The sequence below is a fragment of the Streptomyces actuosus genome, from assembly GCF_016921115.1.
GTDB lineage: Bacteria > Actinomycetota > Actinomycetes > Streptomycetales > Streptomycetaceae > Streptomyces > Streptomyces actuosus_A.
On record NZ_JAFFZS010000035.1, the window covers coordinates 1 to 12,110 of the forward strand.

Below are 12,110 nucleotides of genomic sequence, written 5' to 3' on the forward strand. Positions count from 1 at the left end.
ACGCAACCGGATACTTCTTCTGCGAGGACACGACACCCCTGCCCGGCCGAACGGAAACGACAAGGGGAGCCTGCCCGACCCTCAACTCCACCAACCAGAACAATACTTAGCCGCAACAATCTACTAGCTCAAGCGATCGGGAGCGTCCTCCCGGCGCCCGGACCCCATTGCTCGTCTGTGGGTCACCGCGGCCGTGCCGGACATCGTCCTCGAACCCCCGCACCGCGGAACGGGCTCCTGGTCAGGCGCCAGCCACCTCGACGGCGCCGTCGGCGCTCGCCGCACACGGACCCGCCCCCTCGACCGGAGCGGGATGTCCCTCGATGACTTCGTGCGGTGTTGGAACGCTGACGTTCCCGCTGCGGTCGCCGTCGTGGACATCCTCACCCAGCGGGCCGCGCCGCGGGTCAGAGAGGTACCGGCCGCCCGGGCAGCACCGGCCGGGAGGTGAAGCTCCGACCGGTGGAGCATCCGCCCCCGGCACAGTGCGCAACTCGCACCGCGGGCGGGCCCGGGGTGCGGCTGTGCCGGACAGCCCGGACCTCTGCCAGCCGGTCAGCGCGGCCGTACCGGTGGAACGGCGACGCGGGAGCCGCCGCCCGGCAAGGGCCGGCCCCGCGTGTCGTGATCGAACCCGGTTCCACCGAGGGCTGGGAGATGAGGGACGTGGCGGAACGGCAGAACGGAACCGTGAAGTGGTTCAACGAGGAGAAGGGCTACGGCTTCATCACTTCGGAGTCCGGCCCCGATCTCTTCGTGCACTTCAGGGCGATCGAAGGCAACCCAGTCCAGGGCCAAAAGGGCATGCAAGCCGACAAGGTCCAGGTGGTCGGATAGCCCCGCTTGGGCGTCATCCCGGGCGACCAGCCCCATCGAGGCTGCCGGTGCAGCCGGTGAATCGAGGGTGTCCGCAAGGAGGGCGGCCGCGACGACGATCGCCCCGGCGGCCGCCGTGATGGTGACGGCGTGGTTCACCCCAACAGGTACGCGTGAGCTGCCAGATGATCAAGGGGTTCTGTTGCAACCGTCGTTGGCGCCGCGACCCTGACCATGGCGGGAACTCGTATGCGTTGCGGACACCAGGAAATCGTCGACGATTTCCTGGTGTCCCGGCTTCCCCTTCTGGGTGAGCGTGGTGATTGCCGGACGGTCGAGGCCGGCCTCACTCCCGCAGGCCGCGGGTGTCGTCGACAATGCTGGGGGCAGACGCCCTGCAGCCCGAGGCGATCACCGCAGGCGCGCCGTCGGCCCAGCGGGTGCGAAACCGCGTACCCGTCGCGGTGCCCGGCCGGACCGCAGCCAAGCGCCCGCTGTGACCACCAGAGCGGCGACCCCGTACGCCCACGCCTGAAGTGGGAAGCCCGGAAGGAGTCGGCCCGCGAGGAAGAGGACGGTCCCTGCGAGGGTGACGGTCAGCCACTCCCAACGGCCGTCCAGGGCGACGAAAGCGATGACGAGCAGGGAGTACCAGGGGTAGCTGGGCGAGAAGAGGAGCAGCGCCGTGCCGGTCAGCAGCAGGGCGCCGCGCCATGGGCGGGCCGGGTCGCCGCGCCACCACACGTACAGGGCGGTCAGGGCGAGCAGCACGGCTGCCGTGGCACCCGCGGCGGCGTTCGGCAGCAGGAGTCGCAGCAGGGCGAAGCGACGTACATGGTCCGGGTCGTAGCCCTCCTCGTGGAGGTATCCGGGAAGGTAGCCCAGGACGCCCGTGCCGGAGGCGAGGACGTAGGGCAGGTAGGCGAGCGCGACCGCCGCAACGGTGCATGCGAGGACGCGCAGCACGCGTGCCGGATCGCGCTGCCCGGACAGGGCACCGGGTAGCGCGAGGACCGGCAGGATCTTCACGGCGACGGCGGCGCCGAGCAGCGCGCCGCTGCGGGCTCCCGCGGTCGTGGTGCCGAGCGCGAGTACGGCGAACAGGACGCCGAGCGTGTCGATGTGGGCGTTGCTGACCGCTTCGAAGGCCGCGGCCGGGCACCAGGCCCACAGGGCGGCCCGGGCCGGTGCCCGCTCCGGGTCCCCGCGTCGGCGCAGGACGTCGAGCAGGACCACGGTCGTACCGAACGCCAGGACCGCGCCGCCGACTTGGAGTGGCTTGTGGCGGCTGTCGGGCGGGGAGACGGCGTGGACGGCCAGGTACCAGCCTTCCGTGACGGGCGGGTAGATGGTGGGGACGGTGGGCCGGTTGATGCTGACGCACAGGCCACTGTCGGTGTGGGTCAGCGCCCAGCCCTCGCAGGTCGGGCCGCTGGGAAAGAGCCAGTTGTCGCGCAAGGGGGCCAGTTCGGGGGCGGCGGGCGGGTAGGCGTAGGGGGAGATACCGGCGGCCTGGACACGACCGTCCCAGGCGTAGCGGTACATGTCGTTGCTGGTACGGGGCTGCGTGGCGAGCCCGGCCAGCGCCACGGCCGCCGCGCCGAGCAGCACCAGAACGGTCGCGGCGCGGGCCGGAGCCCGCCGTACGGTCCACGCGGCGGCGGCGAACAGGGCCCAGGCGACGGCGTATCCGGCAAGCAGGCGGCCGGGGTTGCTCAGGTTGTCGCCTGCGTTGAGGGTGTCGACGACGACGGCGGTGAGCGCGGTCAGGAGCACCGCGGCAGCGGTGACGGCGATCCGGGACCGGCGGCGCTTCGCCGGAGTGGCGGATCGAGGAGGAGGCGGCGTGGAAGGTCCGGAGTCCTGTCGGTGAGGGGCTGCGGTGTCGGTCATGGGCGTGTGGGCCCTCTGCGGGCCGTGAGGTGCTCGTCGTGCGTCCTGGGCGACCGGCGGACCTGCATGGCCCGGCCGCACGAAGTACGTCCTGTTCGATCTCGACGGTGCGTCGCCACTTCGTCGGCCGGCGCGAGGCGGTCCCGCACATCCTGTCCTTCGCGTTCGACGCTCACGGGAATGCCATGACCTGATTCCTCTTCCTCGACACCAGGCATCCAGCCGCGCCCCGGACCCGCAGCGGACCGTACGGCAGGGGGACGTCACAGGCTGGTGAGCCCTCCGGGGGTCACCACGTCGTCGCCGTTGCGCGACACCGCCACTGTCAGCAGCGCGAAGCCCAGAGCGAAGCCCAGCATGGTGAACACACCCCGGGGCCAGAAGATGTGGCTGTCGACGAACGACCAGCACGCGGCGAGCAGCACCAGCGCACCCGGCAGCACCCGGACCCCGTGCCGCCGCCAGAGCACCACGCACGTGGCGAGAGAAGCGACGGTCAGCCCGTACACGCCCGCCCGGCCCAACTCGTCGCCGGTCGCGAACAGCCGCCCGGCCGCCCCGTGGACGCCGTGGCCCACCACCGTGCCGGCGGAGATCCCGGCAACCGCGTCGAGACCGGAGTAGTAGACGGCGTAGCACAGGCATCCGGCCCAGGCCAGCACGGTCAGGCCCCCCTCGGCATCGCGGCGCGGCCTCCCCCACAACGGCACCACCAGGCCCAGCACAAGGAAGGGGAACACGGCCAGCAGGGCTATGTGCAGTCCGGCCCACTGGCCCGCCGTCGCCGCCGTCAGGTGCCGGGGGTGCACCAGCCCGGTGACAGCCAGCACCAGGGGAGCGGCTGTCACCAGGCCTGTCGTACGAAGAACTCCGAAGGTTCGCATCCGCTCACCGTAGGAGGCCGGCTCGCTGTACAGCGCACCTGCGGGCAAAGCGTAAGACACACGTAAGACGGCGGAGCAGGATGTGCCCCGCCCTTGCTCACGACGGTGGCCGCCGACCGCGGGTGAATCTCCGCACGGCCATCGACAGCACCGTCACCATGGCGACGGCGACCAGTGCGACCAGCCAGTTGCGCAGATAATCCAGGGGCAGCACCGAAGAGTTGGCCCGCGGCCCCGGCCGCAACAGCACCGGCAGCGCCACCACCGTCAACGCGCCCGCCACCACCAGGGCCCCACGCACCGGCCCGCGCACACCACCGCGCACCAGGAGCAGCCCGATCAGCAGCACCAACGGCGCGATGAGCGCGTCGTGCAGCACCACCGCCCCGCCCAACCAGACCAGCACGCCGCTCAGGTCACGGACGTCCATGAGCAGAGACACACCGACGCCCATGAGCGCCAGGCCGGCCGCACCCCCGAGGAATCGTGTCACCTTCATGCCAGCACCTCCAGTCGGCTTCATGCCAGCACCTCCAGTCGGCCCACCCACTTGGTCTGCAGCACGCCGGGACGGTTGGGGGCGATGAGCCGTGCCGGGTAGCCATGGTCGGGATCGAGTTCCTCGCCGTTCAGGCGCAGGGCCAGCAGGGTCAGGGGATCTCGGGCGTGCTCGTGGCCCATCTCCGACACCCGGTATCCGCCGCGCAGTTGCAGCGACACCACCCGCACCCGCGCATGCCGCGGTGCGTCCGCCCGCTCCAGCAGGTCGACGACCCGCACACCCGTCCACTGCGCGGACTTGCTCCAGCCTTCCACGCAGGCGATCGGCAGCCGCACCTCGTGCTGAGGCAGCGCACGCAGTTCCTCCAGCGTCAGGGTGTACGGTCGCGGCCCGGCCACCACCAGGCGGTACTCCTCGTCCTCGATCCGGCCGACCCCGGCGGCCGCGGCGGTCCGGTTGACGGGCAGGTCCTGCGGACCATGGTCCGGATGGCGAGGCGCCAACAGGATCAAGCTCTTCAGAGGAGTGAAGGACTGGCCGACCGTGGTGAGGGTGACGGCACTCACGGCCGCGCCCACCGCGGTGAGCAAGGACCGACGTTCCGGACCGTCCTGAGCCGGCAGCGCGAGGGTGCCCGGCGACCGCCGGCTCCAATGCGTTCGAATCTCGGGGGCCTTGACCGCGATGTGCAGGATGAGCGCCCCGACCACCAGCCACGCCACTGCGTAGTGCACCGGCACGAACGAGAACGGCCACGGATACCACTGGGCCGTGTTCAGCAGACCGGTCGCCAGCTCGAAGCCGGCTCCGCCGACGAGCACCGCGACCGACAACCGCTCCAGCGCGTGTCGGACCGACCGCAGAGGCGGCCACTCGAACAAGCGCGGATACACGGTCCACAACTTGGCCAGCAGCAGCGGAATCGCAGCGATGCCGGAAGCGACATGCAGGCCCTGAGAGACCCGGTAGCCCCACGCCGGACGGCTCGGGATGTGGTTGGCCAGCCAGTCCGGCGGATGTTGCATGTAATGGCTGATCAGACCAGTGAGGAAGCAGACGACGAAGGCCGCCCCCAGCCACCGGCCGATCGAGGTCGCCGTGCGGGCGTCATGCAGCCTGCCCTTGAACACCGGTGGAGAGACACGCAGTTTCATGCTCTCCATCCCACCCGGCACGAGGCCGTTCCGGAACCTTTGAGGTCTTACGGAGCGGGGACGTCTCCGGGCAGACGTGACCGTCGGCGGCGTAGATCTACGTGCCCCGGCGGCATGCTGGTGAGTTTGGGCGATCGTGGAATCCACGCTGACGTCCCACGTGCTCAGGCCTTTCGCATCAGCAGCGACCTGCAACTACTCGAAGATCCGCTTCCAGGTGCCGTCGCGGTGCCAGTGCCGGAACAGGTCGCAGGCCCGGCCCCACGGCCCGTGCCGCTCGGGCACGTCCCGCTATGGGGCCCAGTCCTGGTCCGCCCCCGTAGGCCGTCTGTCAACTGCCGCAGGGTCCGCACCGGCGGACGGCCCGGCTCCCTGCCTCTCGGCGGCAACGGCTCAAGCCAGGCCCACTGGATGTTCGTCAGATCGCCACGCCCCACGGCAGGTGATCCTGCACGACCAAGATCGACTTTCGCGGCACGCCCCAGCAGGACTCGACTGGGGACGGGTAGGACCACCGCACGAAGGTAGCCGTGCTCTCAACGCGGTTGGATGCGGGCATCGTTGACTTCGTTACGATCTCTCCTTCCGAGTACTGGAGGTCGCAGTGAGTGAACGCCATGTCCACACGGTCGAGGTGCCGTTGGGGGACGACAGTGACGAAGCGATCCGCGTTCAGATCCGTGAGGTGGACGAAGCCCTGGTCCGAGTGGGCCGCGGTGGCCGCTCCGTAGCCCGGGCCGAGCGGTCGTTCGGACAGATGTTGGACACGGTGCGGCCAGTGGCGGAGAGCTTCGTGGGCAGGTTCCGGGGCCTGGCGAACGCACCGGACGAGATCACGCTGGAGTTCGGGGTGTCGCTGTCGGCCGAGGCGGACGTGGTCATCGCCAGCACCGCCACGGCGGCCAACTTCTCCGTGAGCCTGACGTGGCACAGAAGTGACGCAGCGGACCCAAGTTGACCTGTTCCCCGCTAAGTTGACCTGGCCGGCCCACGGGGGACGAGGAGGTCACGATGTCGGGGGAAGAGTCACGGAGTGCCGACGATGCACTGAACGCGGCGGTCGCCCGGATCAGGGGAGAGAACGGTGCGATCGCCGGGGCTGGTGTCCTCGTCACGCCGGACCGCCTGCTGACCTGCGCCCATGTCGTGTCGGATGCGCTGGGGAGGAAACGGCACCTCAACGTCGCCGTCGGAACCACGGTGCTGGTTGACTTCCCACTGGCCGACGGAGCCAGGGGGCAAGAATTCACTGCCAAGGTCGAGCGGTGGATACCGGAGGAGCCCAAGCAATGCGGGGACCTCGCGGTCCTTCGGCTGCGGGACGCGGTTCCCGGCACGTGTCCGCTGCCCATGGCCGACTCTGACGACCTTTCGCGCCGTCCGGTGCGTGTTGTGGGATTTCCGGACGGTGAGCCGGGCGTGATCTGGCACCGAGGGGAACTCAGCGGGAAGTCAGAAGGGGACTGGGTTCAGCTCTCCCGAGCCGACATACGGACGGCTCACGTCACAGAGGGCTTCAGCGGCAGCCCTGTCTGGGACGAGCAGCGGGGTGCGGCGGTCGGCATCGTCGCCGCGGCCCAAAGCAAGCACGACGACACCCAGCAGGCCTTCGGGATCAGTGTGAAGTCGGTGCTGCAGAAGCTGCCCGGTCTCGCTCGCGCCCTGACTCAGGACCCCTTTCGTGGTCTGGCCACCTTCCAGGAGAATCACGAGGAGATCTTCTTCGGGCGCAGCGACGACATCAAGAAGGTGGTCACGGCCCTGAAGGGGGACCATCCGGCCGTCATACTCTGCGGGCCATCGGGCTGCGGGAAGTCCTCCTTGACGCTGGCCGGAGTGGTACCCAAGATGCGCCGGGACAAGGAGGACGGCCCGTACGATGCCGTGGTGGTGAACGCCGGGGCCGACGGGACCTTGCTGTCCGGTCTGGCCACCGACCTGTACGAGGCCGTTCGTACCAGGCGGTACGGGGATCCGCGGGTGGAGAACGTCGCCCAGGTGGAGGGATGGCTCGCGGACAGGGGCCTCGTGGACACGCTGAACCGACTTCGCGGTAAGGCGGGAGGCAAGTACATCGTCGTACTCGACCAGGCCGAGGCCCTCCTGGACCGGACCGAGGCCGAGATCGACGAAGCCGCCCGGCTGCTCTTCCCCCGAGGCGGCACGGGGACTGCATCACGGCTGCTGGTCACACTCCGGTCCGACTTCATGGATGCGGCACTCAAGCACCCTCGGCTCGGCCCCCTGCTGCGGGACAGCAGGACACTCCCCCTGACGCCGATGTCCCGGGACCAGCTCAAAGAAGTGATCAACAAGCCGCTGGAGAAGGCCCCGGCTGTGGCCTACGACCCAGGACTGGCTCAGCGCATCCTCGACGATGCCTGCGGCCAGCCGGAGAACCTGCCGCTCCTCGGATTCCTGCTGCGACAACTGTGGGACGACCAGTTCGCCGGCCGGCTGCGCATGACGACGTACGAGGCAATGCACGGTGTGAAGGGCGCACTGGCGGAGCACTGCAACCAGGCCTGGAAGCAGTGCGTAGGGGAGAACGAGAAGGTCGCCGCGGCGCGGCTGCTCAGAGGCCTGGTCAGGGTGCTGCCCGGGAGTGAGACACCGCTTCGCCGCAGGGTCACCCGAGAGGAGGCGGGGGAGGAGGCGTGGAAGCTCGCGAGGTCTTTCGCCGACCGACGGCTACTCGTTCTGCGCGGAGGCAAGGGAGAACCGCAGACCGCCGAGCTGGCCCACGAGATGCTGATCAACGTCTGGCCCGCGCTGAGGAAGCAGGTACAGGAGGACGACAAGTTCCTGGCGGGCCGCGCGGAACTGAACCATGACCGCGACCGTTGGACGAAGCAAGGCAGGTCGGGCACTCTACTGCCCGGTGCGATGCAACTGGTCGCCATCAAAGGTTGGTTGAAGGACCGAGAAAGTGAACTGAGCGAGGAGGAGCGGGAGTTCCTGGCGCGCGCACGACAGCGCCAGCGTGCATACCGAGCCCGCATCCGCACCGCCTGGACTGCGGCCGCCATGGTGCTCGCACTGATTGCCAGCCTCGGCACCCTCCTCGCGTATCAGCGACGTGTCAGTACCCAACGCGAGGCGGAGTCGCGTTCGCGTCTGCTGGCCAGCTACTCCGCCGAAGTGGCGAAGCAGGATCCGGGGCAGGCCGCGTTGATCGCCATCGGGGCGTACGAGACAGCGCCGACGGATGAGGCCCGCAACGCCATGCTCCGCAGGTACGACCAGTTCAAGGAGGCCGCATGGGTGCTGACCGGGGCAGAGGGGAGGATCCGGAACACGGCGACGAGCGTGGACGGCACGGTGACGCTCGTGGTGACCGACAACGGGCGCGCCACATTGTTCGTACGCCAGGCCGGGGGAAGAACGCAACGACTCCACCTCGACCTCGATGAGATGGCCTTCCATCCGCTGGTCAGCCGGGACGGCCTACGGATCGCCTATGTGTCGGCGACGGGGGCGTTCATCTGGCACGACGTCGACCCCACCACCGACGAACCCGAGGACCTGCTCGGAGCGCCGCACACCCTGCGAGCCGCGGATTTCAAGGACATCGCCGACCGGATGGCCTGGCTGAGCGAGGACGAGAGCTTCATGGCCTTCGGACCCGACTCCGGACACCTGGCCACGATCGTGGATGGACGGCTACGGCTGTGGGATCTGGCGACGGAACGCCACCAGGACGTGCCTGGCCGGATGCCCACGAACCACGTGTCCGTGTGGTTCGGGCCGGACGAGAACACACTGGTGGTGAGACACGCCCCCTCCAATACCGGCGCATATGACCTGGAAGTAGTGCAAGCCGACACGGGAAGGGTGCGTGAACTGGCGGACCAGGTCGCCGGGAGCGCGCTGTACGGCTCGCCCACCGCGCTGTCGGGGGACGGCAGCGTGCTGGTCGTGTGCGACCAGGTGAAACAGGGCGACGAGACCGGCGCCGCCTACCGCGCCCTGCGCGTGGCCGATGGACGGGCGCTGAACGGCTACACCTATACGGGGCCCAACAGTGACTGTGGAAGCATCGCCGTCGACGAGAAAGGCGAGCACTTCGCGGCGAGCCACGGCAATTCGTGGATGATCGTCGACACCCGGCACGACCGCCGCGTGCAGCAGGCTATGGCGCCCTCGCCCGCGATGGTCATCGGCCGTCTCCTCGCAGACCCGCGTCACCTGGTCGTGCTCACGGTCGCAGACGGCGGCAACGCACTGACCGCCCTGCCACTGACCCCGACTGATGTCGACGGCTCCGACATCGTTGTGGGCTCGCCGCGGCTGATCGACGGTGGCAAGAGCCTGGTGGCCCGCGTCAGGCACTGGGACAGACCCAGCGGCGAAACCCTGGCGCTCATCGATGCGGCCTCCGGACAGATCACAACCTCGGTGAAGCGACCCGAGTCACCCGCGGCACCCGAGCCGGCCGCAGAAAACTCACTGACGGTGAACGACGTCGGAACCCTCGTAGCAGATGTGGTCGGCCGGAACACGATCCTGATCCGGCAGATACCGTCCCTGCGCGCGCTGGCGGAGATCACCACACTCCCGCCTCCCGTCGACAGCCGCGGAAACGTGGAGCCGCTGACGGTCACCTTTCTCCGGGGCGGCGACGAACTCCTGACGCTCTCCGGCAGCAGGATCGAGCACTGGAACGCCCGGACCGGCCGCCGCCTGTCCGAGACTCTCGAAGCCCGTGCGCTCAAGCTCAGCGCGAAGAACCCGCCCCGCTTTGGCACGTCCGAGAAAGCCGACTCGGGTTTCGCGATGAACAGCCACCCCGAATCGGGCTACGTACAGATCATGATCTACGGCGACCCGGTACTGCACGCAGTACGTCTGAGCACGGGTAAGGAGAACAAGGCTCTACGTGTTCGCCTGGGCCAGGATGTCGATCGGGCCTTTCTGGACAGCAGTGGCCGCTACGCAGCCGCGAAGACGCCAGGCGGCATGGTGGAGTTGTGGTCGGCTGAGGCCGGACAACGGCCCAGCAGAGTGGTCGGCCCACTCGGGCCGCTGGGCTCGAATGACAGATTCACCGGTGACGGGTTCATCATCAACTTCTCCAGGAACGACGGCGAGTTCTATGTAGCCAACGGAAGTTCCGTGCGCTTCCAGCAGCTGTCAGACCCCAACAACTTCAAGACGTACGACTTCGCGTCGAACCAGTACTTCATGGCGGCCACCAAGGACGGCAAGACCCTGCTGCGGACCCGGTCCGAAAGCGGCTTCGGAGGCAACGACGGCAGCGGCCGCTTGGACCTGATCCACCTGGACCCCGAACTCTGGAAACGCCACCTGTGCGACGCTGTCGGCCGTGACCTCACCGATGACGAGCGCCGCGGTCTGCCGTCGGGGCTGCCAAAGGTGATTTGTCCGTCCTACTAGCATTCCTGCGTGGTGATCGGCACTGCCCATATGCGGGCTACTCCGCAGGGACGAGTGGGTGACGGGCTGGCCGAGCTGGGTGGGGCGGGTGGTGGCCGTCTGGATGACGAAGTCCTCGTCGTCACGACTGAGCGGGCGGGGACGGCCTCCCGCCCCACCGAGGGTCCGGGCAGGCCAGGCCGATCTCAGCGAACCGGTGGATCACGTCGCCCACGGTGTCCTCGTCTGCCTGCACCAGCTCCGCGATCACCGGGGCGTCGGTTCCCGCCGGCCGGGGCCAGCAGCATCATCGCGCGCCGGTAGAGCACCGCAATGGTGCCGCCCCGGCGCACGATCTGCTGCAGCTTCACCGGTGCTCACCGCCTCGCGGGGAGCACCGACGTCGCCGCCAGCCTGCGGCGCAACGCCCGCGATGCCTGGCAGGCCGGTCGCCCTCCTCGGGCACACATGATCACGAAGCGGACGGCGCATCACTTCGCCGAAGCCGCGCAGGGGTGCCCGGTTCCGCTTGACTCGCCGACAACCGCACTCACGGTAGAGAGGTAGCCGCGACGTTGGCCCACCGCAGTCGGGTGAAAGGAAGCAAAGCTCGGTGTCACCAACGCATTGATCCATGTCGGGATTTCCCCGGGTCCGCACACTCCGTGGCCAGCGAAAGAGCGGCGCACATCGGCGAATCTGAATCCTTGCTCCTTGCCGGTCCTCCGAATGAGGTCGTCCAACTGATCCGTCAGGGCGTTGATCCGGATCCGCCGTTCAGGAGTGCCGTACGGGCACGCGCTCGTTCCTGTTTCAAGCAGATGAGGGTACCCCGCCAATACCACCCTTGCTTTGGGGGCAGCTGCGGCGACGTCCTGGTACGTGCGCCGCAGGTTGCCGGGAAGCTCGTTCTGCAGGATGTATTCCGAATAATTGAGCGCCGCGTCGCAGACCGCATCGGTACTCGTGGGGAGCAGGCATGCGGCGACAGCCGTGGAAAAACCCAGGTCGTTCCCTCCGACGGTGAGAGTCACCAACGTGGTGGCCCGTGATACTTCAGGCACCTGGTTCTGCTGTACATCGGTCGTAGTCGCCCCGCTGCACGCGATGAACTGGAACGCCTTCGGGCGGTGCGCCGCAGCCCAGAGGGGGCCATAGGCGCGTGGGCTGCGGTAGCAGTCGCCGCTGGCCGGGATGTAGTCGCCAGCGCCCACACCGGATGCGAACGAGTCGCCGAGCGCGGCGTACCGTGTCTTGCCCTGCCCTCCGTGTGCCGACGTGTCGGCATGGGCGGGAGACGCGCCCAGCGCAAGAGGAAGAGACAGCACACCGGCGATGACAGACTTGGTTCCCAGGACTTTCACGAAGGCTCCATACCGGTAGTAATACACGGCGTTCATGTAACTACTGAGTAGATATCATGGATCATCAGTTTCTGAGACGCAGACACGCCCCGGAACGTGACGGACCCAGGGCTCCGTCGTT

At 68.5% G+C, this 12,110-nt stretch carries 8 protein-coding genes and 1 pseudogene; 3 read left to right on the top strand and 6 right to left on the bottom strand.

The window, feature by feature from the left end; genetic code table 11:
- The first annotated feature begins 666 nt into the window (after nucleotides 1-666).
- Nucleotides 667-837 carry a cold-shock protein gene (locus JS756_RS29600; RefSeq protein WP_307791216.1) on the top strand — a complete coding sequence of 57 codons (171 nt, stop codon included), beginning with the start codon at nucleotides 667-669 and terminating at the stop codon, nucleotides 835-837.
- A 390-nt stretch (nucleotides 838-1,227) separates the two neighbouring features.
- Here JS756_RS29600 and JS756_RS29605 read toward each other — a convergent pair whose 3' ends face one another.
- The 4 genes from JS756_RS29605 to JS756_RS29620 form a co-directional block, all read right to left on the bottom strand.
- Nucleotides 1,228-2,592, bottom strand: a complete 1,365-nt coding sequence (locus JS756_RS29605; RefSeq protein ID WP_307791205.1) for a glycosyltransferase 87 family protein — start codon at nucleotides 2,590-2,592, stop codon at nucleotides 1,228-1,230.
- Between the two features lie 380 nt (nucleotides 2,593-2,972).
- Entirely contained in the window at nucleotides 2,973-3,593 is a 621-nt protein-coding gene (locus JS756_RS29610; protein ID WP_205386325.1) for a hypothetical protein, read from the bottom strand.
- A gap of 97 nt (nucleotides 3,594-3,690) precedes the next feature.
- On the bottom strand, nucleotides 3,691-4,092 hold the full coding sequence (locus JS756_RS29615) for a hypothetical protein (protein ID WP_205386326.1): 402 nt from the start codon (nucleotides 4,090-4,092) through the stop codon (nucleotides 3,691-3,693).
- 20 nt (nucleotides 4,093-4,112) lie between these two features.
- On the bottom strand, nucleotides 4,113-5,258 hold the full coding sequence (locus JS756_RS29620; RefSeq protein WP_205386327.1) for a molybdopterin-dependent oxidoreductase: 1,146 nt from the start codon (nucleotides 5,256-5,258) through the stop codon (nucleotides 4,113-4,115).
- 595 nt (nucleotides 5,259-5,853) lie between these two features.
- On the opposite strand from JS756_RS29620, the gene JS756_RS29625 reads away from it, so the two are divergent.
- Together JS756_RS29625 and JS756_RS29630 are read left to right on the top strand one after the other, a co-directional pair.
- The gene (locus JS756_RS29625; protein ID WP_205386328.1) at nucleotides 5,854-6,207 is read left to right on the top strand and encodes a CU044_2847 family protein; all 354 of its coding nucleotides are present in this window, start codon (nucleotides 5,854-5,856) and stop codon (nucleotides 6,205-6,207) included.
- Nucleotides 6,208-6,260: 53 nt separating this feature from the next.
- The gene (locus JS756_RS29630; RefSeq protein WP_205386329.1) at nucleotides 6,261-10,646 is read left to right on the top strand and encodes a S1 family peptidase; all 4,386 of its coding nucleotides are present in this window, start codon (nucleotides 6,261-6,263) and stop codon (nucleotides 10,644-10,646) included.
- A gap of 42 nt (nucleotides 10,647-10,688) precedes the next feature.
- Here the strand turns inward: JS756_RS29630 and JS756_RS37110 are convergent.
- Together JS756_RS37110 and JS756_RS29635 are read right to left on the bottom strand one after the other, a co-directional pair.
- Nucleotides 10,689-10,996: pseudogene (locus JS756_RS37110) on the bottom strand (helix-turn-helix domain-containing protein); the annotation flags it as partial.
- 120 nt (nucleotides 10,997-11,116) lie between these two features.
- Nucleotides 11,117-12,025, bottom strand: coding sequence for an SGNH/GDSL hydrolase family protein (locus tag JS756_RS29635; RefSeq protein WP_205386330.1), 909 nt, complete (start codon nucleotides 12,023-12,025; stop codon nucleotides 11,117-11,119).
- Between the last annotated feature and the right edge of the window lie 85 nt (nucleotides 12,026-12,110).

Bases quoted from the DNA above. Each gene is read 5' to 3' on its own strand.
- JS756_RS29610 (WP_205386325.1), bottom strand. From the start codon at position 3,593: ATGCGAACCTTCGGAGTTCTTCGTACGACAGGCCTGGTGACAGCCGCT.
- JS756_RS29635 (WP_205386330.1), bottom strand. From the start codon at position 12,025: ATGAACGCCGTGTATTACTACCGGTATGGAGCCTTCGTGAAAGTCCTG.
- JS756_RS29615 (WP_205386326.1), bottom strand. From the start codon at position 4,092: ATGAAGGTGACACGATTCCTCGGGGGTGCGGCCGGCCTGGCGCTCATG.
- JS756_RS29630 (WP_205386329.1), top strand. From the start codon at position 6,261: ATGTCGGGGGAAGAGTCACGGAGTGCCGACGATGCACTGAACGCGGCG.
- JS756_RS29620 (WP_205386327.1), bottom strand. From the start codon at position 5,258: ATGGAGAGCATGAAACTGCGTGTCTCTCCACCGGTGTTCAAGGGCAGG.